This window comes from Fulvivirga kasyanovii, from assembly GCF_009711405.1.
Lineage (GTDB): Bacteria > Bacteroidota > Bacteroidia > Cytophagales > Cyclobacteriaceae > Fulvivirga > Fulvivirga kasyanovii.
In genome coordinates this window covers 1-23,892 of record NZ_SMLW01000589.1, presented here as the reverse complement: position 1 = coordinate 23,892, position 23,892 = coordinate 1, and the positions used below count along the sequence as shown (strand labels likewise).

Genomic DNA, 23,892 nt, shown 5'->3' with positions numbered 1-23,892 from the left:
TTTGGAGCTAAAAAAATTCCTGAGCTGGCACGAGGACTTGGTCGTGGTATCAGGGAATTCAAAGATGCCACCAAAGAGATCAAAAAAGATATGGATGACTCAGCAAAATTAGAGGACGAAAAAAAATAAACATCCTTGAAAAAGTACACCTCCTTAAGTCTTATTCAGAAAGATTTAAAAGCCGGTTCGGTTACATGTACTGAACTTGTTGACTACTATTTAACCAACATAGATTCAAAAAAACATCTTAATGCTTTCTTGGAGGTTTATGATAAAGAAGCCCGACAAAAAGCTTTAGAAGTTGACCAGAAGGTGAAAAATGGTACAGCCGGCAAGCTTGCAGGAATGGTTGTAGCTTTAAAAGACGTCCTCTGTCATACTGACCATGGGTTGCAGGCATCCAGTAATATACTTGAAGGCTTCAAATCCCAGTTTAATGGCACCGCAGTGCAGCGGTTGATCGATGAAGACGCTATCATAATCGGCCGCAACAACTGCGATGAATTTGCCATGGGCTCTTCCAATGAAAATTCTGCCTTTGGGCCAGTGCTGAATGATGCTGACAACGAGCGCGTACCCGGAGGTTCTTCCGGTGGTTCTGCCGTTGCAGTACAAGCTGATATGTGCCTGGTATCTTTGGGTTCGGATACAGGCGGCTCTGTAAGACAGCCCGCTGCTTTTTGTGGGATACTTGGACTAAAGCCAACATATTCCCGCATATCGAGACACGGATTGATTGCTTACGGTTCATCTTTCGACTGCATTGGCATATTTTCAAAAAATATAGAAGATATGGCTATTACCCTGGAAGTAATAGCCGGAAAAGATGATTTTGACAGTACGGTATCTACCCAACCTGTCGAAGCTTACTCCAAAGCAAAATTTGACCCTTCAAAAAAAATCAAAGTAGCCTATATAAGGGAAACTCTGGAAACAGAAGGGATAAGCAAAGAAATAAGATCAAAAACCCAGGAAGCCCTGGAGAAGCTCAAGGCCGATGGTCATACTATCGAGGCCGTTGACTTCCCTATCCTTGAATATTTGCTTCCTACATATTATATTCTCACTACTGCTGAAGCAAGTTCGAACCTTTCCAGGTTTGATGGTGTTAAGTATGGTTTCAGGAGCCCAAATACTTCTGATCTGGAGTCGATGTACAAAAAAACACGCACAGAAGGCTTTGGAGAAGAGGTGAAAAGGCGAATAATGCTTGGCACTTTTGTTTTAAGTGCAAGCTATTATGATGCTTATTATACAAAAGCACAAAAAGTAAGGAGAATTATCAGAGAACAAACAAAGGACATACTTTCCAAATACGATTTTATCATTATGCCAACCACGCCTACTACGGCATTCAAGTTGGGAGAGCATAGTGAGGATCCACTGGAAATGTACCTTGCTGATTTATTCACTGTACAATCGTCAGTATCCGGTCTGCCTGCTATATCTGTTCCTAACGGAGTAGACAGCGGCGGTTTACCAATCGGCCTGCAAATCATGGCCGATGATTTTCAGGAAGATAAGTTGCTAGCATTTTCGGATTACTTAATTAATCTCAATTGAGAAAACTATTACTAACTGCCCTATGCTTTTTTTGTATAAAGGAAAGCGAAGCAAAATTTAATTCATACGACTCACTTACAGACCCTCTGGCGTTGGCTGATACTCTGGACAATTATTATTTTCCGGAATCAGACTATGAATTTATTCCAGCCGAGGCAGACTTTGATCTGATTAAAGACAGACTAAGCTGTATACAAAATGAGATTCCTTTACATTACAACAACAAGGTTCACGCCTTTGTAAATTATTTTGCAGTAAAGGACAGGGAGTACACCAAAATGATCATTAAAAGGAAAAATGTCTATTTTCCTTTATTTGAAAAGTATCTGAAAAAATATGGGATTCCTGAAGAATTAAAATACCTGTCAATAGTAGAGTCAGGGCTTAACCCAACGGCAGTATCACGGGCGCATGCAGTGGGCCTATGGCAGTTTATGTCTTATACAGGACGGCACTACGGATTGCATCAGGACTGGTATATTGATGAGCGAATGGATCCGGAGAAATCAACCGAAGCGGCTTGCAAATACTTGAAGCAACTTTATAATATGTTTGGTGACTGGGAACTGGCCATTGCAGCATACAATACCGGCCCGGGCAACATCCGAAAAGCCATAAGAAGGTCAGGATATAAAAATACCTTTTGGGAGATCTATCCATATGTACACCGGGAGACAAGAGCATACCTGCCTCAATTTATAGCCATTGCTTACATAATGAACTACGCTCATGAGCATAACTTCATAGAAGAAGACATGGAGTACAGAATGGAAGTCGACACTATACACGTAGCTGATTATTTGCACTTTCAAACATTTGCCAACCAGGTAAACGTTTGCGTCGAAGACTTGCAAATGCTCAATCCCGGATTGAAGCGCGGTGTTATCCCCGAAACCAAAAATGGCTATATTCTTAAAATACCGGCGGATATTAAGGAGTCTTTTGCTGTAAATAGACTTGCGATCCTTGATTCGGCAAGTAAAGTAGGGCGAAAAGAAATCCAACATCTGGCCGTAAATACTGTGGGAAGCACCTATGGAAGGGAAAAAATTGTATACAGGGTACGCAGTGGTGATGTATTGGGCAAAATAGCAGAAAGATACAACGTAAGAGTTGCAGATATCAGGCAATGGAATAACCTCCGAAGCAATACCATACGCATAGGACAAAGCCTGAATATATGGCAATCAGGGGATACGCGTACTGTAGCCAGATCTACACCACAAATAGTAACCTCTCAGAATGGCTCCAAAATGTACGTGGTACAGCCCGGTGACACACTTTGGGATATCTCAAGAAAGTTTTCCGAGGTCAGCCTTGACGAGCTCAAGAGGATGAACAAGCTGGAAACGAACAATATAAAGCCTGGTCAAAAACTAATTGTCAGCCTTAAGTAAAACTGCTCTCATTTATTTAATTTTAGGGCTCCGAGTGACTTTATTGTAAGTCACTGGTTATTCCTATAAAGAATAAACTATATGAGAAGCATATTTTCCTTAATAATATTAGTAACAGTATTTTGGTCTTGCGACAGTGGTAGTGGCAGGAAAAGCAAAGGGCTCCTCCCTCCTGCCAGCGGAAGATCCGGAGAGATTATAGTAGTAATGGACTCCTCCAAATGGAAGGGTAAAGTCGGGGAACAGATTAGAGAGACCTTTAGAGCAGAAGTGGGAGGCCTACCCAGGGAGGAATCCATGTTTAAGCTCAACTATGTTGACCCAAGAAGCCTCAATGACATTTTAAAGTCAGTCAAAAACCTGCTGTTTGTTATGACTATAGATGACAAGCGGCCGGGTTCGCGCGTTGTAAGAAACTACTTCACAAAATCTTCCATTGATAAGATCAAGGAAGACCCCAACCTCTTTGTTCATACTGCCAAAGATGAATTTGCCAGAGGCCAAACTGTAATGTACCTCTTTGGCCAAAATGAAGAAATGCTTGTTGAAAACATCAAAGAGAATGAGAAGCAACTTCAGGGGTTCTTCAACAAAGCCGAAAATACACGATTGGAAGAAGGGCTCTATAAAGCAAAAGAAGTAGAAGGCTTATCTAAAATGCTCAAGGAAGACCACCAGTGCTCTATGCGAATTCCTTTTGGCTACAAGCTCGTGGTAAACCAACCCGGTTTTGTATGGTTCAGACAGATCAATGCAGAGAGTGATATGAATGTATTTATCACCTACAGGCCTTACAAATCCGAAAAAGCCTTTGAAAAAGAGGCTATTATAGACCTGAGGGATTCAATTGCGAGATTTCAGTTATTTGAAGACCCGGAGATGCCTGAAACCCACATCGTGACCGAAACGAAAGTGCCCTACATACCGGTAAAGACCACACAAGTAAGCTTTAATGGTAGCTTTGCAATAGAAATGAGAGGCCTGTGGAAAACGAATAACCTTTCAATGGGTGGACCATTTATCAGTTATACCCTTGTGGATGAAGAATTGGGCAGGCTCTATTACATTGAAGGCTTTGTGTATAGCCCGGGGAAAAATCAGCGGGAGTATATTCGTGAGCTGGAAGTAATTCTGTCTACATTTAAAACCAAAGAGCAGCTATCAGCTTCTGGTAGCTAACTATTATTTATTAATTTTACCTTTTTAAAGGATGAGAAGGCCCCTTCAAACCGGAGCCACCGGACTAGTCTGTTTCTTCTTGTAAACCAGCATGTTCAGGTGGTAAGCTGATATGAAGTGGTTTTCTGCTTTACATGCTAACATACCAACTTATGGCAATCAAAATACGAAAAGAAGACGCGCTTAATTACCATTCGCAGAATCAACCTGGTAAAATAGAAGTAGTACCCACTAAATCCCTGAGCTCCCAGCTAGACCTGGCTCTGGCCTACTCCCCTGGAGTAGCTGAGCCATGCAAAGAAATTGCGGCAAATAAAGAGGACGTTTACAAATATACGTCAAAAGGCAACTTAGTAGGGGTTATCTCCAATGGTACAGCGGTGCTTGGCCTTGGAAACATTGGTGCCGAGGCTTCTAAACCAGTGATGGAAGGAAAAGGTGTGCTTTTCAAAAAATTCGCAGGAATTGATGTTTTTGATATTGAAATCAATGAAGAGGACCCTGATAAATTTATAGAGATTGTAAAATCGCTGGAACCGACCTTTGGCGGAATAAACCTGGAAGACATCAAAGCCCCCGAAAGTTTTAAAATAGAGCAGGAACTGCGGGAGAAAATGAACATTCCGGTAATGCATGATGACCAGCACGGAACTGCCATAATATCCGCATCGGCACTACTAAATGCCCTTGAGTTGGTTAATAAAAAAATAGAAGATATTAAGATAGTAGTGAATGGTGCCGGGGCCGCAGCGATAGCATGTACTAAGATATACATCGCACTTGGTGCCAGTAAGGAAAATATCATCATGTGCGACAGTAAAGGTGTTATTAGCACAAAACGTAATAACCTCGATGCTTCCAAGGCTGAATTTGCCATTGATACTGATCTTGAAACGCTTTCCGAAGCTATAAAAGGATCTGATTTTTTCCTGGGTTTATCAGTCGCTGACATTCTTAAACCGGAAGATATTCTATCTATGGCAGATAACCCTATTGTGTTTGCATTAGCTAACCCTAGCCCTGAAATTGATTACGAAACAGCCATGAAAACCCGTGATGACATCATCATGGCCACTGGCAGGTCTGACCACCCTAACCAAGTGAATAACGTTCTGGGATTTCCATACATATTCAGGGGGGCATTAGATGTGAGGTCTACCGCTATAAATGAAGAAATGAAACTAGCCGCGGTAAGGGCCATTGCAGACCTGGCCAAAGAGCCGGTACCTGACATGGTAAGCAAAGCTTATGGTGACAATAAAATAGTATTTGGCAAGGAATATCTCATCCCCAAGCCACTCGATCCTCGATTGATCACCACCATATCCCCTGCTGTAGCCAAGGCTGCCATGGAGAGCGGCGTGGCAAGAATTGAAATCAAAGACTGGGATCAGTACCATATTGAACTTCAGCAGAGAATAGGTATTGATGAAAAGCTGATGTCCAGGATCATCAATCGTGCTAAAAAGAACCCTCAACGCGTTGTATTTGCAGAAGCCCACGACCTGAAAATACTAAGGGCAGCACAGATCATGCAGGATGAAAAAATTGCTCACCCTATCCTGCTGGGAAAAAGGGATGTAATAGAAAACCTTATTGAAGAACATAAACTTGAGCTGAATGATTGTGTCATTATTGACACCTATGAAGAAGACGAAAGAGTCGAGAAATTCGCCAGGTTCTACTACGAAAAACGTAAGCGCAAAGGAGTAACCTTATATGAAGCTACGAAATTAATGCGTGAGAGAAACATGTTTGGCAGCATGTTAGTCGAGCATGACGAAGCTGATGCACTTATTTCAGGCCTTACAAAGGACTATCCAAAGACTATACTACCTGCATTACAGGTAATTGGAATGGAAAAGGATGTAAAGCGGGTAGCTGGCATGTATATTATCGCCAACAAAAAAGGTACATTCTTTTTCTCAGACACTACAGTCAATGTAAACCCTACGGCAGAAGAGCTTGTGGACATTATAGGAATGACGGCCCGTGGGGTAAAGTTCTTCGACATTGAACCTCGCGTAGCCGTACTTTCTTATTCCAACTTCGGATCAAGCAAGGGAGAAATTCCTGAGAAAGTACAACAGGCCGTAAAACTGGCCAAGGAAAAATTTCCTGAGCTTATTATAGATGGAGATATTCAGGCAAATGTCGCTTTGGATACCAAAATCCAACAAAATAACTATCCATTTAGCGAGTTAGCTGAGAAAGGTGCAAATACGCTTATTTTTCCTAACTTGGCTGCAGGTAATATTGCCTATAAACTGCTGATGGAAATTGGTGGCGCCGAAGCAATAGGCCCGATACTCTTGGGCATGAAAAAGCCTGTTCATATATTACAACTGGGTAGCTCAGTCAGAGAAATAATTAACATGACCGCTATTGCAGTGGTTGATGCCCAGATATACCATAACAACCTAAAAAATGATTTCATACCTCAAAGGTAAACTTTCATTCAAAGATCCGACCCACGTGATAATTGATGTCAACGGGGTCGGATACCATGTTAATATCTCATTGGCTACCTATGGAGATATTAAGGACGTCGAAAACATCATGCTACATACTTATTTGCATGTAAAGGAAGACTCGCATACACTTTATGGTTTTTCAAACGCTTCCGAAAAAAAGATGTTCCTTAATCTTATTTCTATTTCTGGGGTTGGACCAAGTACCGGTTTGATGATACAATCATCGCTATCGTCAGGAGAACTTAAGCAAGCCATTATTAATGAGGATGTTAAAGTGATTCAGGGCGTGAAAGGGATTGGAGGAAAAACAGCCCAGCGCATTATTCTGGAGTTAAAGGACAAGATCAGGAAAGAAGGCCTTTATCCTGATGAATCAGAATTAACATCATCTTCACACAATACTATACGTTCTGAAGCGTTATCCGCGTTGATAACGCTGGGAATTAACAAATCTACAGCGGAAAAAAGTATCGACAGGATCCTGAAAAATTCGGGAAATACGATTACTTTGGAGGAATTAATTAAGCTCACTTTAAAAAACGCGTGATAATACTTACGTTTTGATTTCAAAGAGATTCTATAAATCGCTATCAGCTATTCTATGCGCTTACGTGATTTGCTCTGGATTTACCTATGAAGAAGATCCAAAGAATAAAGGCTTTAACCTAACAAGTTCTACGAAAAAGTATCTTATAAAGTTACAACAACAAGATACTACAAAACTTGATTCAGCAAAAAACGAACAATACGAGCCATCAAGAAAGCCAACCTATCAACCTAAAGATCGCCTCGGTGATCCGTTCAGCAATGTAACGAGTCCGTCTCCCCTCTTGCTGCAGGATCCGGCCAGCCTTCAGTTAGATGTTGAGATCGATACCGGCATGAACTACACCATCTATGAAAAGATTGGTGATTTGAATTACCGGCCGACCTCCTCTATGTCTTTTGAAGAGTTTAAACAATATCAGGAAAGACAGCAGCTAAAAGAATATTGGAAAAACCGGTCTGCAGGACTAGATGGCGAAAGCGCAGTAAGCGGCAGAAATCTCATACCTCCTATTTATGTAAGCCCTATCTTCGACAGGATTTTTGGAGGTACTTATGTGGAAATCATACCAAGAGGATTTGTTACGCTTGATTTTGGTGGCAGGTGGCAAAGGATCAACAATCCAAACATCCCGATCAGGCAACAAAGAAGCGGAGGCTTTGAATTTGATCAACAGATAAGCATGAACGTGGTGGGTAAAATCGGGGAAAAACTTCAAGTCACCGCAAATTTTGATAACAACAACTCCTTTGATTTTGAAAACAACCTTAAGGTAGAATACACCGGTTATGAAGAAGACATTCTGCAGAAATTAGAAATTGGTAATGTAAGCCTTCCGCTTAATAACAGTTTGATCACAGGGGCGCAAAACCTGTTTGGTATTAAAGCACAGATGCAATTCGGAAACCTTTACGTTACCAGTGTAGCATCCACACAAAGAGGTAAATCCGAGTCAATAACCATAGACGGCGGCGGTGTACAAGGGCGTGAATTTGAGATATTGGCATCAAACTATGACGAAAACAGGCACTTCTTCCTGGGGCACTTCTTCAGGGACAATTATGAAAAATGGCTGAGCAGTATTCCAGCAATAAACTCAGGAGTGAATGTAACCCGTGTTGAAGTTTATGTAGTTAACAGAAACAACGACACTCAAACCCTGAGAAACGTTGTTGGTTTGATGGATTTGGCCGAACCCAAAGCAGCTAACATTTACAGAGATGCTGTAGTTACTCCAGAGGCAGGGGCTGTAGCTAACTACAACGGAGCAAACTCACTTTATCAACAATTATTAGGATTGAACAGCAGAAATGCTGATGATATAACTTCAAGGCTGGAAGGCCTCTTTGGTGATCAGTCAAACGGGCTGGATTTTGAAAAAATTAGCAGTGCCAGGAAATTAGCCCCGAATGAGTATATAATTAACTCCCGCATGGGATATATTACTCTTTTCCGAAAGCTCCAAAATGACGAGGCTTTGGCCGTGGCATACGAATATACCTACAATGGAAGAAGCTATAAAGTAGGAGAGCTTTCAGAAGATTACTCCAACCTTAATGAAGACCAGGTCGTATTTCTGAAATTACTAAGACCAAGAAAGATCAACATTACCGATGCTCAAAACAACAGAGTGCCCACATGGGACCTGATGATGAAAAACATTTACAACCTTAATGGTACCAACATTGCAGAGGAAGGTTTTCAACTTCGTATAATATACAGGGATGACAACACGGGTATTGATAACCCACAACTCCAGCAAGGTGTAACGGCCAGTACAAAGCCACTGATTGAGATCCTTGGCCTCGACAGGCTTAACCAAAATGAGGATCCGACAAGAGATGGTAATTTTGATTATGTAGAAGGAGTAACCATTGAGCCCGAATCAGGTTTAATTATCTTCCCCTATTTGCAGCCGTTTGAGGATCCTTTACGAAACGAGTTTCAACCCCAGGAACAAAGTCTGGTTGAAAAATATGTCTATGAAGAACTATATAATAAAACCAGAAACGATGCTGAACTGGTTTCAGGCAAAAACAAGTATGTAATCACCGGTCGCTTTCAGGCCGGCTCAACTAACGAGATCGTCATTCCCGGGTTTAACATTGCCGAAGGATCTGTAAGGGTCTATGCAGGGGGGTCTCCTCTACAGGAAGGCGTGGATTATCAGGTTGATTATACATTTGGAAAAGTAAATATTATCAATGAAGGTGTACTCAACTCTGGCAAACAGTTAACCATTTCATACGAGAAGGCAGACCTTTTCAACTTTCAATCCAGAACACTGCTGGGAACAAGATTTGATTATAAAGTGGACGATGACATCACCCTTGGTGCCACATTGCTCCATTTAAATGAAAGGCCTTTAATATCGCGTGTAAGTGTTGGTAATGAGCCTACAAGGAATACTAAATATGGTTTTGACATCAACGTGAGAAAAGACTCGCGTTTTCTTACGAAAATGCTTGACAAGCTGCCGTTGATCCAAACGAAAGAACCATCCAGTGTTACATTTAATGCAGAATTTGCCCAGCTCATACCAGGAACATCCAATGTGGTTGATGGTGAAGGCACTTCTTATATTGATGACTTTGAGAATACAGCGACACCTTTTGCTCTGGGGAACCCTAATAGCTGGAAGTTAGCCGCAACCCCTCGCACTTCGGATAACCGGTTTAATGGTGCCAATGGACAAACTTTGGAATATGGATATAAAAGGGCAAAACTGGCATGGTACCAGGTAGATAATCTCTTCTATCGTGGCGATAGGAGAAAGCCTGATGGCATATCCGACGAAGATCTTAAAAATCATTACGTAAGACAGGTAACCCCGCAGGAAATATTTCCAAACCTGGACCCAAACGTCATTAACATTCAGCCGATATTTGACATTGCCTACTATCCTGCAGAAAGAGGGCAATACAATTTAAACCCAAATGTGGCTGGCACCGATGGTGTTTTCACCAACCCCAGCGAAATACGATCCAACTGGGGCGGTATAACTAATGCAATTCGCTCAGAAGTAGATTTTGACAAATCAAACGTTGAATATATTGAGTTCTGGTTGATGGATCCTTTCATAAACTCGTCTTATGGTAATGTAGACGACGGCCGTGGTAATAGCAAACCTAATACAACTGGTGGAGACCTTTACTTCAACCTTGGGTCTATTTCAGAGGATTTAATACCAGACGGGCGACATGCCTTCGAGAATGGATTGCCCGCTGACGGTGTTGACATTAGTAATCCTACGGGCGCAGAACAAACGCCGCCCTGGGGCTTCGTAACCACTCAACAATATCTTACTAATGCATTTGATAACTCTGAATCAGCAAGAGCTAATCAGGACGTGGGTTTTGATGGCTTGAGTAATGAAGGTGAAAAGGTTTATGGGCCATTTCAGGCTTTCGCCAACTTTCCTGACCCAGCGGCTGATGACTTCAATTATTTCCTTGGAGATGAGCTTGATGCTAAAGATGCCGGTATCCTTGAGCGATACAAAAATTTCAATGGTGTGGAAAATAACTCGCCTGTAGTGACAGACAACACAGGACTTTACACTCCATCCGCCACCACAATACCCGACAATGAAGACCTGAACAATGACAACACTCTGAACGAACTGGAGGAGTATTATGAATATAAAATTGATTTGAACCCAAATCAGTTGGAAAATCATGAATATGTTGTGGACAAGGTAACCCAACAGAAAAATGGAGATGAGGTTACCTGGTATCTGTTCAGGATCCCCATCAGACAACCTGATGCCACCTACGGAGGAATATCTGGCTTCAAATCGATCAAATATTTAAGAACTTATCTTACAGACTTCTCGGAGCCGGTAGTACTAAGGATGGCTAACTTCCGCTTTGTGGCCAGTAGATGGCGTAGGTATGACAACTCTTTGGCGGACCCTAAATTCAATCAGGTAAATGAAGCAGAGGATTTCACAAACCTCACCGTTTCAGTAGTAAACATCGAAGAAAACGGTGCAGGGAGTGAAACGTTGTCGCCCTATGTATTGCCTCCGGGTTTTGACAGGGATAGAGACAACACCTCGTCTGTTGAAAGACGATTAAACGAGCAGTCTCTACAGGTATGTGTCGAAGACCTTGAAGATGGCAATGCACGTGCAGTGTACAAGCAAGTGGCGCTGGACCTGATCAATTATGGCAGGATCAAAATGTTTTTACATGCAGACAGTCAGGATGCAGATGATAATGAAGTTACTGCTTTCCTAAGGTTAGGATCAGATGTAGATTCAAACTATTATGAAATAGAAGTACCTCTTAAAATAACCGAACAAGGTGCCATGCTGGCAGAAGATATTTGGCCGGCAGTAAATGAAATTGACATAGATATTGATGCCCTGTATGCACTAAAATCAGAACGTGACAGGGAGAATATTTCCAAAAGAGAGCTCTTCCCTCTCAATGGGCCTAAGGAAGTTGGGAACAATCTGATAAGACTGCGAGGAAACCCTGATATGAGCGCGGTAACCTGGCTTACCATAGGTGTCAGAAATCCACGCTCTGATGGTGCTGGTAAATCGGTTTGTATCTGGGCCAATGAGTTGAGGGTAACTGATTTTGACAGAACTAAAGGCTGGGCCGCCAATGCAACATTGAATACCAAACTGGCCGACTTTGCTAATATAACAGCAACTGCAAGGCATACTACTTTTGGCTTTGGTGGTATTCAGTCTAAGATTGCAGAACGTACACGTGAAGAAACTACCTCCTATGATGTTTCTGCTAATGTTACGCTTGACAAGCTTCTACCCGAGCAGCTAGGACTAAAAATCCCAATGTATGTGAGCTATGAAAAAACGACTATTAAACCAAAATTTGACCCGGCTAATCCGGATATTACATTGGAGGCTACGTTACAGTCGTTAGAAACGGAAGAAGAAAGAAGAGAATATGAAGATCAGGTAACGGATGAAACTACAAGAAGAAGTATAAACTTCACCAATGTGAGAAAGGTTAAGGTTAAGCCTGATGCCAAAAAACACATTTATGATGTTGAAAACCTGTCTTTCACTTATGCTTACAGTGAAATGGTCAGAACAAACTTCAACTTGCAACAACAGCTACAAGAAAATCATAATGCTGCTGTGGCTTACAATTATAGCCCTCAGGTACTTCCATGGGAGCCTTTTAAAAACATTAAATTTCTCAAATCTCCGTTTTTACAATTGATCAAAGACTTCAATTTCACCCCGGTTCCTACTAATATTTCGGTAAGAGGTGAATTAAGAAGAGAGTTTAGAAAAACGGTATATCGCAACAATCCGGATGTTTACAATAGTGATCTTGTAAACATGGAGAAGTATTTCACCTTTAACCGTACTTATAATTTACAGTGGGATATTACAAAGAGTCTTTCGCTTGATTACAACGCCCGGGCCAACGCTATTATAGATGAGCCAGACAGTGACCCCCGAGGAGGTAACAGTCTGAGTACAAATGAATATATAACTGCTGACCAGTACCGGGACTCCGTAATGACCAATCTTAAAAACCTGGGCAGGATGAAAAATTTTGACCAGACGGTTAGTGCCAATTACAGGTTGCCACTGGATAAATTACCCATTACAAATTGGACAAGCGCTGAATACAGGTACCAGGCAGGTTATTCATGGACGGCAGGTCCAATCAACAGGCCGGATAGCCTTGACTTTGGTAATACCATTCAGAACAGTAGGGACAATACGGTTAGCGGAAAAATTGACCTGATCAAACTGTACAATAAAATAAATTTCCTGAAAGAGATTAATTCTCCCTCAAGAAGTACCCGAAGGAGTTCTTTAAGGCAGACAACCTCTCCGCAGGATACAACCCAGCAAGCACCCAAAGCGGAAAACAAGGGACTGAAAGGCTTTTTCAGATTCCTGATGTCAGTAAGGTCGATCAACGCCACCTATACCCTTCGGGAAGGAACGTTGATCCCCGGCTATATGCCGCGAGCTTTCCTTTTTGGAATGGACAGTAGCTGGAATGAACCCGGCCTGCCATTTATCCTGGGTTCACAAGATCCTGATATTCGCTTTGAACTTCAGAAGGCAGGCGCCCTAACCACAAACAATGAGTTGACTGCACCCTTTACTCAGACCAAAACGGAGGACTATAATATCAGGGCCAATGTTGAGCCCCTGAGGGACCTCAAGGTGCAATTGGACGTGAGGAAAACCAAGAGTTCATCCTATGAAGAAATCTTCAGGAATGAGGCCCCTGATGGGGAAGAACCACTCTTTATGTCACTAAACCCAAGCAGGTCCGGTGCTTATTCGGTATCGTTTATGAGTATTAGAACTGCTTTTAGCAGAGATGATGACGATAACAACTCTGAAGTATTTCAGGATTTTGAAACCAACAGATTTAACATCTTAAACCGTTTCAATGAAAAGACGGGAATCGTATATGATACAAATTCACAAGATGTAATTATACCAGCCTTTATAGCTGCGTATACCGGTAAAAATGCTAATGATGTGAGTTTGAGTCCGTTCCCTGCCACTCCACTGCCCAATTGGAGGGTGGACTACACAGGTCTAAGCCGAATTCCTGCACTACAAAAGGTTTTCCAATCAGTATCAATTACACACGGCTATCAATCTAACTATACTGTTTCAAATTATAGCAATTCATTAGATTACACACAAGGGCTTGAGTTAGATCGCAATATTGAGCGCTATAACGAATCTGAATTTGGCAGTGTTAACAGTGAGGGAAGGCTTATACCTATTTATATCATCAGTCAGGTGATGATCAGTGAACAGTTTTCTCCATTGATCGGTATAAATGTCAGAACGAAAAGCAGACTCACTGCAAAGGCAGAGTATAAAACCAAACGTGATGTAGCATTGAACATCACCAACGCACAGGTAACAGAGGTAAGAAGTAATGATATCGTCCTCGAAGTAGGATTTACAAAAGCCAATTTTAAACTTCCCTTCAAATCTCAGGGCAGAGTTATCTCCCTAAAAAATGATCTCACTTTCAGAATGAATTTCACCATCAGGGATACTGAAACCATTCAGAGAAAGATCAATGAAGTAAATACTATAACTAATGGCGGGTTGAACATTCAGCTAAGGCCAAATATCAGCTATGTGTTGAATGAAAAGCTCAATCTGCAGTTCTATTTTGAGCGTAATATCAACGAACCCAAAATATCTAATTCTTACAGAAGGGCTACTACCAGATTAGGAGTTCAGATACGTTTTAGTTTAGCTCAATAAAATTTCTGCATTTAGAAAAAGAATGTATTTTTGAGCCGAAAATTTAACAAAAAAGATATGAACATTCCGAACGAACTAAAGTACACAAAGGATCACGAGTGGGTGAAAATTGATGGCGATATCGCTACAGTTGGAATTACCGATTTCGCACAGGGAGAACTTGGCGATATAGTCTATGTTGAAATTGAAACAGAGGGAGAGGAAATTGAAAGAGGCGAAGTTTTTGGCACGGTAGAGGCTGTAAAAACTGTGTCTGACCTTTTCATGCCACTAAGCGGTACCGTGGAAGAGGTAAACTCCGAGCTTGAAGCTGCACCGGAGATGGTTAACGAAGATCCTTACGAAAAGGGATGGATGATTAAGATCAAAATATCGAATCAGTCAGAAGTTGATGATTTATTGAGCGCTGATGCCTACAAAGAAGTTATAGGCGGTTAACTTGCATGCTTAATAAATATCTGATAGGATCGATAGGTTGGGCAATTTTAATCCTGATCCTAACCCTAACCCCAGGCAAGTCTGTTCCCGATCTATCCATTTTTTCATATGATAAGCTGGGACATGGGTTTGTATTCTTTGTTCTTGCTTTTTTGCTGATCAGCGGTTTATACGAAAACCTTAAAGATTCCGTTAGAAGAAAGCATGCCGTTTACATCGGAATGCTTATAGCAGCAACCTATGGTTTTTTGATCGAAGCCGCTCAAAGTATTATACCAGACAGGTCGATGGAGGCGTATGATGCCGTGGCTAATATCGCCGGATCTTTTTTGGGATTATTGCTGTTTAATATACGTAATAAGTTAAAAGCTTGATTGAAAATTAATTAAGTTTTGTATATTTGAAAACACGACTCATTTTGATTTTAAATAAAAGAGCACATTAATAATGGAAGCTAAAAAGACAGAAAAAGCTAACCTAGGCAGAAAGACTGGTCTTTTCTTCAATGTTGGTTTGCTAGTTACCATGTGTTTGGTAGTGTTAGCATTCGAATGGAAAAACTACGATGAAGGAGATTTAGTTGATCTTGGACAGGTTCAGGATGATTTTGAGGACTTGCTGGAAATCCCACCAACAGAGCAGCCACCTCCCCCTCCACCAAAGATTCAGCAACCTGAAATTATAGAGGTTCCTGATGAGGAAGAAATCGAAGAAGAAATTGAAGTAGACCTTGATGTGGAGATTACAGAAGAAGAAGTAATTGAAGACATCGTTATAGAAGAGGCTCCGGAAGAGGAAGTTGCAGAAGAAGTTTTCATGATTGTAGAAGACCCGGCAACACCTCCTGGTGGTTATGAGGCATTCTATAAATATGTGGCCGACAAATTAAAATACCCTGCACAAGCCAGACGTATGGGTATCGAAGGTAAAGTATACGTGCAGTTCGTAGTAGATAAAGATGGTTCCCTAACCGAAGTACAAGCTGTTAAAGGTATCGGTGCCGGATGCGACGAAGAGGCCGTAAGAGTAATTAAAGGCGCTCCCAAGTGGAGTCCTCCTAAGCAAAGAGGTAAACCGGTAAAGCAAAGAATTATTTTGCCCATCACCTTTAAATTAGGATAAATAATAAAACCCGGCTTAAAAGTCGGGTTTCTTTTTGATCATAATAACTAATTTATTAGTTTTATAACTAAATAATTAGTTATTATGATTGAATTAAAAAAGAACAAGCACGCCGATGTTTACCGATGGTCTGCCCTAAGCTTCAACATTGGCCTTTTTTTAGCTTTAGCAATAGTTACCGTAGCTTTTGAATGGAAAAGTTATCATGCCGGTGATCTGGTAGACCTGGGTCACCTACAGGATGACTTTGAAGATCTACTGGAGATCCCTCCAACTCAGCAACCTCCCCCACCTCCGCCACGCATACAGCAACCTGAAATTATAGAGGTTCCTGATGAGGAAGAAATAGAGGAAGATATAGAGGTAGACCTTGACATTGAAATAACTGAAGACGAACTCATAGAGGAAATTGTACTGGAAGAAGCGCCAGACGAAGAGGTTGCAGATCAAATATTTCAGATAGTTGAAGAACCTGCAACTCCCAGAGGCGGCTTTGAGGCTTTCTATAATTATGTTGGAAAATCAATGCGGTACCCTGCCCAGGCACGACGCATGGGTATAGAAGGGCGCGTATTCGTACAATTTGTAGTAACCAGTGACGGCAGCATCTCGGACGTACAGATTGCCAGAGGTATTGGAGCCGGATGTGATGAAGAGGCAAAACGTATTATTGAAAACGCCCCTCCATGGAATCCTCCAAGGCAACGTGGAGTACCAGTGAGCCAGAGAATTATGATACAAATAGTATTTGGCCTCAAATAAGTTTAAAATACAAACCCAGCTCCCAAACCAGCTAATATGATAACAGGCGCCGGAACCTTGGTAAATACAAGTACTGCAAATGTGCCGGCAGTAATCAGGATATTTTGGACATTGGGTTCTAACGGGAGAAACATAAGTACAGCAGCGGCTATAACCATACCCGAACTGGCTGCATTAATACCTTCAAGTGAAGCCTTTACAATACGATACTTTTTAAGCCCCTCCCAAAATCTGATCACAAAAAATATGAGGAATGTACCCGGCAGGAAAATTCCAATAGATGCCACAAGCGCACCAAGTACCTGGCCACCAACACCAAAACTCCGCATAGATAAAGCTCCTATATAGGCACAAAAGGAAAATACAGGACCTGGCACCGACTGTACCAGTGCATAGCCAGTGAGGAACTCCTCTGATGTCAGGTACCGTTTAAACTCAACAAACTCCGTATACAACAGTGGTATTAGCACCTGTCCGCCTCCAAAGATCAGACTGCCGCTACGGTAGAAATTCTCCAGCAACCTGACTGGAAGGTACCTTGTTACTCCTCCTAATGCAGCAATAAAAACGAAGAACCCCGCCCATAGGACAAAATTGGCCCATTGAATTTTTATTCTGTCCTTCTCTTCTATGGGTTGTGCCTTATATTTAAAAGCGGTAAAGGCACCGCCTGCCAGTATTAATACCGGGAACACAAATGGTGATTTAAAAAGGAACGAGCCCACTGCCGAAAGTATTAGAATAACAACGGCAGTTTTAGTTTTAACGACTTTCTGGCTTATCCTTAACCCGGCATAGCTGACAAAACCAACTGCCATTGGTTGAATAAACTTGGTAAATTCAATGGACATGTTCCGCGATTGCAGATGGCTCATGGTGATCCCGGCTATGGTCATTAAGGTAACAGCAGGTATCATCCATACCAGCAAGGTGAGGTAGGCCAGATTGGGTCCACCAATCCTAAAGCCTATCGCTGTCACCGTTTGGGTTGACGTGGGGCCGGGTAATATTTGACACAAGGCATTAAGCTCTATCAGATCCTCCTCAGACAAATATCTCCTCTTTGTGACCATTAGATCAAACATAAGAGCAATGTGCGCCTGAGGACCTCCAAAGGCACTCAATGCCAGTATCAAAACGTCTTTCAGGAAGATATAATATCGTACCCTCTTTATCAACGCTCAGGCTATTTTTTAAGACCTATCTCTGCTAATCTTTGATCAAGGAATTGCCCGGCAGTAATATCTTCAAACTGTTTAGGATGCTCTGAATCAATACAATTTTCAAGACAAGTCAAATCCATTTCAGATCTTGGATGCATAAAAAATGGAATGGAGAACCTGGATGTTTTCATTTGTTCTTTTGGAGGATTAACTACCCTGTGAATGGTTGACTTTAGCTTCTTGTTGGTAAGCCTCTCCAGCATGTCTCCAACATTAACCACCAACTGTTCCGGAAGGGCTGTAATAGGAATCCATTTACCATCTCTTCTTAATACCTGAAGCCCGTCAGCACTGGCACCCATGAGCAGGGTAATAAGGTTGATATCTCCATGCTCTGCTGCTCTTACTGCATCGGCAGGCACAGCATCAGGGTTCTCAATAGGAAAGTAATGGATAGGTCGCAATATACTGTTTCCATTCTTCACCTTATCATCAAAATAATTTTCATCCAACCCCAGATAAAGAGCTATCGCCCTGAGCATTTCCACCCCTGTTTTCTCCAACCTTCTGTACACTTCCAGGCCTATAGTTTTTAATTCCGGCACTTCATCTACCCAAACATTATCAGGATACTCTTCTTTAATCGGATCATTATCGGTTACTTCCTGCCCGACATGGAAAAACTCTTTTAAATCACCCGTTTTTCTTCCTTTGGCATGCTCTTTTCCCTTTCCTATGTAACCTCTCTGTCCTGCCAGGCCTTCAATCTCATATTTTTGCTTTACATCATCAGGCAGTGAAAAAAACTTTTGGATTGCTGCATATAATTTCTTTGAAAGTTCTTCGGTCAGGTAATGGTTTTTAATCGCAACAAAACCAATGTTATTATAAGCCTCTCCTAAGTCATTTACGAATTTACTCCTTCGGGCCTTATCATCACTATTAAAATCCGCCAGATCAAGCGATGGTACTTCATCATATAATATATCACTCATAAATTAGCTTTTTAATTACTATGCTAAATTAAATGAATTAATTTAAATAAAGCTAAATTGAGTGCGTATACCCTAATTCTTTAGCAGTATAAATTCATGCTGGTTTATCTTTCTTACCCTCTCTATTACTTTTTCCAGGTTAGGGACATCAAAAATAAGTATCATTGGTATATCTGCATTGTTGTGACTCGCTTTAAAAACCGTATTAACAGTAAACAAAACGGGTCTGGTGAGATCAAGATCCAGTAATAAATCCTCCTCACGTATGGTGTTTCTATATACCGGTGCACTGGGCACACATCCGTAAATGTTAATATTCAAAATATCCGCCAGATAACTAACCAACGTTCCGGTAACAATATTGCTAATCTCTAAAAGCAGCGACTCACGCATATCCTTTGTAATGTCATTGGTGGTAAGGCAGGCTTTCTCAAACATCTGTATCTGACGCTCAGAAAATACGATCAAACTATGTGCATAAATATCTCCCTTTATTTCTGACTGGATGACAATTTCAACTTCCTTATCATCAAAAAGTTCCATTAACGCTGTTTCCTTATCAACAGCATACAGGCTGGGAACATTAATTATAACTTCCTCTTTTGATATTTTAGCGAAGGAATCCCCCGCTTTTGCCAAAATAATGTTCATTAGCTCCCGAAGTATATCCTTTTCAAGATCTGTCATTGTTTCTGTCGGCATGGCTGATGCTAGTGTAATTGTACTTTATTTTCTTTTTGTTCGTAAGCTTTGGAGGTACCAGCAACATCCAGCACGTAACATACTTCTCCTGACCCCAAAAGTGTAATACCGCTAAATAACGTGTTATCATCAAGTGGATTCTGCAAAGGTTTTATCATAATCTCCTGCTGTCGAAGCAGTTGATCCACTACAAGACCATATTTCTTATTGTTATACCAAACTACTATTACATCCATTACCTCTCTTTTCAAATTAATATGACTGGAATAATCCATTTCCTTGAAAAGGAAATCATGAAGATATATCAGCTCAATCATTTCATCTTTATGCTCCAAAACAAGCACCTCCCCAACATTATGGATCATGCCATTGGAAACAGTAAGTACAACATGAATATTGAGCAATGGTAAAGCAAAATTATTTTCATTAACCTTAAAGAGTAGTGCTGCTTTCACCGCCATTGAAATAGGGAGTGACATAATAAACTGGGTGCCTTTACCCACTTTTGATTCTATTCTTAGATCTCCTCCGATAGAGTCTATTACACTTTTTACAATATCAAGCCCCACTCCTCTCCCTGCGTATTCAGTAACTCTCTCAGCCATCGAAAAACCTGGTACAAATAAAAGACCGAGGGTTTCTCTTTCTCCCAAACCCCGTGCTCTGGATGATGAAAGGATGCCATTTTTGATCGCCTTATCTTTTATTGCTTTGGTGTCTATACCTCCCCCGTCATCAGTAATAGAGATAAAAACCAGGCCTTTTTCACTGGTTGCAGAAATTTCAACACTTCCTTCCTCAGGCTTGCCCTTTTTTATCCGCTCCTTTGGATTCTCTATACCATGAATGATGGCATTTCTTATCAAATGCACCATGATGTCCGAAATCAACTTGAGCACATTTCTGTCTATGGTAGTATCTGCTCCGGTAATACTTAGATCCACTTTCTTCTTTTCATCAGAAGCAATGTCACGCACAACCTTAGGAAATTTATTAAACAAAGATGAAACCGTAACCAGTCTGGCGGTCATCACCGTTTCCTGAATGCTATCGGCAATACGCGAAAGGCTTTGCGTAATATTCTTCATTTGCTGATTTTCACTTAACTCAGCAAAATTGATGAGGTGATCACGGCTTATGATCAACTCTCCAACCAAATTAAGTAAGTCATCCAGTTTTCTTACCGGAATAGACACAGAGTCAGATAAATGAAGCTTTTTGGAAATAAAAGAGGAAGAATTCTCCTGTAGCAATCCGGCAGAGACCTCACCTTTTGTAACCAGGTCGTTCAAGTCATTTAACAGTTCTTCATTATGAACCTGACGTTGTGGCTTGGCTATATTATTGATTAAATAACCCAGGTAATCGATAGCCTTAAAAATAAGATTTACCCTATTCCCCTCAAAAACCAAATTGCCTGCTCTTATGGAGCTGAAAACATTTTCCAGGCAATGTGACAACTCCGCTATTGCATGAAGGTCCATGGTGGCAGCATTGGCCTTCATATTATGAAGCAACCTAAAGATTTCATCCAGGATTTCTTCATTTCCAGGATCTTTCTCCAGCTTCACAATATCTGTGGATATTTGATCGTAACTTTGCTGGGCTTCAGCTAAAAATATAACCCGATATTCCTTATCGCGATCATTCATTTACACCACTTTTACTCAGCACCTCCTCAATAACTTCTAAAACTTTAGCTTCCTCAAAAGGTTTTGTAATGTATGCATTGGCCCCGATTTCCATGGCTTGATCTATTATGGTCGTTTGGCCAACTGCACTAACCACTACAACGGCTTTTTCGGGGTACCTTTCCTTGATTGATTTTAGCACATCCAAACCTGAGTTATCCGGAAGTATCAGGTCCAAAGTCACTAAATCCAGTTCATACCGGCTCTTATCGACACTTTTAATAGCATCTTGTCCACTTGCAGCTTCATCAATTACATTATACCCGGCATCTTCGAGTACATTTCTGAGTATGGTCCTCATATAATACGAGTCGTCAACCACTAAAATATTCTTGCTCATTATTTATAAAATTTTGGTTTTCATATCTATAAATGGCTCACTTAGCAACTTGCTGTATTTCCTTTTTGGAAAGTACCTTCAATATATCCAGTAGTACCACCAGATTACCATCTCCCAGCTTTCCCAAACCGGTTATATATTGGTTTTTAAACTTTGCTTTTTCTATTACATCAGCAGACCTGTCTATCTGCGACTCATTTAAAACCAAGGTGTTGGGCATTTCTTTCACAATAAAACCTATTGTATAAGTATCGGCATCAATAACCATGGTATAGGTTTGTGATTCACTCATTTCTTTAACCTTCAATGAAGATGGTTTTAACCCAAACCTTTCCTCGAGGTCAACAATAGCGATCAAATCACCTCTAACATTGGCCACTCCCTTAATAAAAAAAGGAGTACGTGGCATTCTGGATACTTTTGGAGTTATTGTTACTTCCTTTACGTATTCAATATTTACTGCATAATCCCCACCTGCCAGTTTAAAAGTGACAAACTGATTCAGTTTATCATTTCGAACGAGTTCATCTGTTCCCGCATTTGATGATTTCTTACCTGAGTGTTCCATTACAATCAAAGCTTGGTGCCCATTAAAAACTATTTCTTATCAGATCCTGATTTAGTACTTGTTTTTCGTACTGACTTTTTGGTATCACCCGTCTTTTTTGTTGAAACGTCCTTCGAAGCTGCCTTCTCTGATGGTTTTTTGGCCTCAGCCGCTTTACTCTTGCCCGTGGCTTTGGTCTGTTGGGGTTTACTCTCAGGCTTCTTTCTTGTAGATTTTAATCCATTGGATGTTCCCTTCAATACCGTTGGCATATTTTTCCTTTTTGAGATGGATTCATTTGGTGATTTAAAAGCCAGCAATCTGTTATGGTTCTGTATGCGATGAGGACTGATACGCAACTCGCGTTCGTTAGTAGGATAAAGCTTAAATGCGGCAATACCCATTTGAAGATCCTCCGCAATAAACTTCATATTCTGACTTGATTCTGTAAATTCTTCCATCGCCGCCGATAGTTGTTGGGCTGTACTGGCTACACCCTCAGTTGTATTGGCTGTTTGTTCCGCAATATCCACCACTTCTTCCACGTACTTCACAACATCGGAGATCTTCATTTTCTGAAGTTCCGTTGCCATGCGAATATCCTCTGCGGTTTTTAATGTTTTACTACTGGAGGCGGCAATATTCTCAAAGGCCTCTGTAGCATCAAAAGTCGCTTGTTTACCCTTCTCTACAATCTCCGTCATGTTAACAATTGCGGCTGATGCAGAAGAGGAATCTTTCTTTACATCAGCCACCAGCGTTTCAATTTCGTTGGCAGATTTCCTTGATCCTTCAGCCAGTTTTCTGATCTCTTCGGCTACAACTGCAAAACCTTTACCAGCCTCACCTGCCCGTGCAGCTTCGATAGCAGCATTGAGGGCTAGCAGGTTAGTTTGTGAAGAAATGTCAGTAATTACTCCCAGGTACTTGGATATCTCCTGAGACCGCTCGCTCAGCACCTCAATGGTTTTAGCAGTCAGAGCTGCAGATGAGGCTATTTGCTCCATATTACGCACCACCTGCGATACAGTTTTCATACCCATTTGAGAAGTATTTTCACCTAGTGCAGCGGCATTGTTCACAATCTCTGCTTTATGTGCAGTCTCTTCAGTACCCGTCATAATTTCTTCTATCAATTTAAAGGCCTGATCCGTTTTGCCTGCCTGATTTTTCGAACCCTCGGCCATCGCCTGCATGGAAAAGGCCACATTAACCGTGATTTCATTCATATCAAGACCTTTGGCCGCCATCTCTTCTGATGACTGCCCTACCACCATGGAGCTTTCGTTAATGTTTAAGAGAAGGGTGTTCAGGTTGCTAACAGCAGTATTAAGGGCATTGGACATGGACTGGATATCTCCTGCAGTAGTAATTTCCACTCTCTGCGTAAGATCTCCCTCTGATATTGCCCTTACAATCCGGCTAACCTCAAGGACAGGTGAAACAATGGATTCGAGTAAGTTATTTAGGGTATCCACCAATTCCTTCCAGCTTCCGCTAATGTCTGTCATGGCTACACGCTCTGTAAGTTTACCCTCCGTACCGGCAACTCTAGCGACCCTACTTACTTCCCTGGCCAGGGAGTTAAGCATGGTTACCATGGAGTTAATAGTCTCTGCCAAACCAGCCACCTCACCTCGTGCATCAAGTGTAAACTTTTGCGTCAGGTCTCCTTTGGAAACCGCCGTCACAAGGCTTACAATACCACGCACCTGAGTGGTCAGGTTAT

The 23,892-nt window shown here is 41.4% G+C and carries 18 protein-coding genes; 11 read left to right on the top strand and 7 right to left on the bottom strand.

Annotated features, from left to right (window positions below; translation table 11 throughout):
- The 11 genes from E1163_RS16860 to E1163_RS16810 all read left to right on the top strand — a co-directional run.
- The coding region (locus E1163_RS16860; protein ID WP_185156122.1) for a Sec-independent protein translocase subunit TatA/TatB at nucleotides 1–129 on the top strand (129 nt) is incomplete at its 5' end.
- A 6-nt stretch (nucleotides 130–135) separates the two neighbouring features.
- The gene (gene gatA, locus E1163_RS16855; RefSeq protein WP_155173625.1) at nucleotides 136–1,563 is read left to right on the top strand and encodes an Asp-tRNA(Asn)/Glu-tRNA(Gln) amidotransferase subunit GatA; all 1,428 of its coding nucleotides are present in this window, start codon (nucleotides 136–138) and stop codon (nucleotides 1,561–1,563) included.
- Complete coding sequence (locus E1163_RS16850; RefSeq protein WP_155173624.1) at nucleotides 1,560–2,960, top strand: lytic transglycosylase domain-containing protein; 1,401 nt, start codon at nucleotides 1,560–1,562, stop codon at nucleotides 2,958–2,960. Before gatA ends, E1163_RS16850 begins: the two co-directional genes overlap by 4 nt.
- 81 nt (nucleotides 2,961–3,041) lie before the next feature.
- Nucleotides 3,042–4,139: a DUF4837 family protein gene (locus E1163_RS16845; RefSeq protein ID WP_155173623.1), complete on the top strand. Its 1,098-nt coding sequence runs from the start codon at nucleotides 3,042–3,044 to the stop codon at nucleotides 4,137–4,139.
- Nucleotides 4,140–4,291: 152 nt separating this feature from the next.
- Nucleotides 4,292–6,589 (top strand): NADP-dependent malic enzyme, encoded by a 2,298-nt coding sequence (locus E1163_RS16840; RefSeq protein ID WP_155173622.1) that lies wholly within the window; start codon nucleotides 4,292–4,294, stop codon nucleotides 6,587–6,589.
- A complete protein-coding gene (gene ruvA, locus E1163_RS16835) occupies nucleotides 6,567–7,160 on the top strand; it encodes a Holliday junction branch migration protein RuvA (protein ID WP_155173621.1) in 594 nt (197 codons plus the stop codon). The genes E1163_RS16840 and ruvA overlap by 23 nt, the downstream gene beginning before the upstream one ends.
- A gap of 13 nt (nucleotides 7,161–7,173) precedes the next feature.
- Complete coding sequence (gene sov / locus E1163_RS16830) at nucleotides 7,174–14,403, top strand: T9SS outer membrane translocon Sov/SprA (protein ID WP_246223736.1); 7,230 nt, start codon at nucleotides 7,174–7,176, stop codon at nucleotides 14,401–14,403.
- A gap of 57 nt (nucleotides 14,404–14,460) precedes the next feature.
- Nucleotides 14,461–14,841: a glycine cleavage system protein GcvH gene (gene gcvH / locus E1163_RS16825; RefSeq protein ID WP_155173626.1), complete on the top strand. Its 381-nt coding sequence runs from the start codon at nucleotides 14,461–14,463 to the stop codon at nucleotides 14,839–14,841.
- A 5-nt stretch (nucleotides 14,842–14,846) separates the two neighbouring features.
- Nucleotides 14,847–15,215 (top strand): VanZ family protein, encoded by a 369-nt coding sequence (locus E1163_RS16820; protein WP_155173620.1) that lies wholly within the window; start codon nucleotides 14,847–14,849, stop codon nucleotides 15,213–15,215.
- 73 nt (nucleotides 15,216–15,288) lie between these two features.
- Nucleotides 15,289–15,963 carry an energy transducer TonB gene (locus tag E1163_RS16815; RefSeq protein ID WP_155173619.1) on the top strand — a complete coding sequence of 225 codons (675 nt, stop codon included), beginning with the start codon at nucleotides 15,289–15,291 and terminating at the stop codon, nucleotides 15,961–15,963.
- Between the two features lie 87 nt (nucleotides 15,964–16,050).
- A complete protein-coding gene (locus E1163_RS16810) occupies nucleotides 16,051–16,725 on the top strand; it encodes an energy transducer TonB (protein ID WP_343033860.1) in 675 nt (224 codons plus the stop codon).
- Nucleotides 16,726–16,727: 2 nt separating this feature from the next.
- On the opposite strand, the gene chrA is transcribed toward E1163_RS16810, so the two are convergent.
- The 7 genes from chrA to E1163_RS16775 form a co-directional block, all read right to left on the bottom strand.
- Nucleotides 16,728–17,903 (bottom strand): chromate efflux transporter, encoded by a 1,176-nt coding sequence (gene chrA, locus E1163_RS16805; protein ID WP_155173617.1) that lies wholly within the window; start codon nucleotides 17,901–17,903, stop codon nucleotides 16,728–16,730.
- A gap of 8 nt (nucleotides 17,904–17,911) precedes the next feature.
- Nucleotides 17,912–18,883 (bottom strand): isopenicillin N synthase family dioxygenase, encoded by a 972-nt coding sequence (locus tag E1163_RS16800; protein ID WP_155173616.1) that lies wholly within the window; start codon nucleotides 18,881–18,883, stop codon nucleotides 17,912–17,914.
- Between the two features lie 72 nt (nucleotides 18,884–18,955).
- On the bottom strand, nucleotides 18,956–19,585 hold the full coding sequence (locus tag E1163_RS16795) for a chemotaxis protein CheC (RefSeq protein WP_155173615.1): 630 nt from the start codon (nucleotides 19,583–19,585) through the stop codon (nucleotides 18,956–18,958).
- An 8-nt stretch (nucleotides 19,586–19,593) separates the two neighbouring features.
- Nucleotides 19,594–21,237 carry a chemotaxis protein CheA gene (locus E1163_RS16790; protein WP_155173614.1) on the bottom strand — a complete coding sequence of 548 codons (1,644 nt, stop codon included), beginning with the start codon at nucleotides 21,235–21,237 and terminating at the stop codon, nucleotides 19,594–19,596.
- Entirely contained in the window at nucleotides 21,230–21,616 is a 387-nt protein-coding gene (locus E1163_RS16785; RefSeq protein WP_155173613.1) for a response regulator, read from the bottom strand. Before E1163_RS16785 ends, E1163_RS16790 begins: the two co-directional genes overlap by 8 nt.
- A gap of 37 nt (nucleotides 21,617–21,653) precedes the next feature.
- On the bottom strand, nucleotides 21,654–22,184 hold the full coding sequence (locus E1163_RS16780) for a chemotaxis protein CheW (protein ID WP_155173612.1): 531 nt from the start codon (nucleotides 22,182–22,184) through the stop codon (nucleotides 21,654–21,656).
- Between the two features lie 29 nt (nucleotides 22,185–22,213).
- Nucleotides 22,214–23,892, bottom strand: a 1,679-nt coding sequence (locus tag E1163_RS16775) for a methyl-accepting chemotaxis protein (protein ID WP_185156121.1), incomplete at its 5' end; no start/stop codon positions are given.

What these genes read in the sequence shown, in the direction of transcription:
- E1163_RS16845 (WP_155173623.1), top strand. Translation starts at nt 3,042, where the DNA reads ATGAGAAGCATATTTTCCTTAATAATATTAGTAACAGTATTTTGGTCT.
- E1163_RS16840 (WP_155173622.1), top strand. Translation starts at nt 4,292, where the DNA reads ATGGCAATCAAAATACGAAAAGAAGACGCGCTTAATTACCATTCGCAG.
- ruvA (WP_155173621.1), top strand. Translation starts at nt 6,567, where the DNA reads ATGATTTCATACCTCAAAGGTAAACTTTCATTCAAAGATCCGACCCAC.
- gcvH (WP_155173626.1), top strand. Translation starts at nt 14,461, where the DNA reads ATGAACATTCCGAACGAACTAAAGTACACAAAGGATCACGAGTGGGTG.
- E1163_RS16820 (WP_155173620.1), top strand. Translation starts at nt 14,847, where the DNA reads ATGCTTAATAAATATCTGATAGGATCGATAGGTTGGGCAATTTTAATC.
- E1163_RS16815 (WP_155173619.1), top strand. Translation starts at nt 15,289, where the DNA reads ATGGAAGCTAAAAAGACAGAAAAAGCTAACCTAGGCAGAAAGACTGGT.
- E1163_RS16800 (WP_155173616.1), bottom strand. Translation starts at nt 18,883, where the DNA reads ATGAGTGATATATTATATGATGAAGTACCATCGCTTGATCTGGCGGAT.
- E1163_RS16795 (WP_155173615.1), bottom strand. Translation starts at nt 19,585, where the DNA reads ATGCCGACAGAAACAATGACAGATCTTGAAAAGGATATACTTCGGGAG.
- E1163_RS16790 (WP_155173614.1), bottom strand. Translation starts at nt 21,237, where the DNA reads ATGAATGATCGCGATAAGGAATATCGGGTTATATTTTTAGCTGAAGCC.
- E1163_RS16785 (WP_155173613.1), bottom strand. Translation starts at nt 21,616, where the DNA reads ATGAGCAAGAATATTTTAGTGGTTGACGACTCGTATTATATGAGGACC.
- E1163_RS16780 (WP_155173612.1), bottom strand. Translation starts at nt 22,184, where the DNA reads ATGGAACACTCAGGTAAGAAATCATCAAATGCGGGAACAGATGAACTC.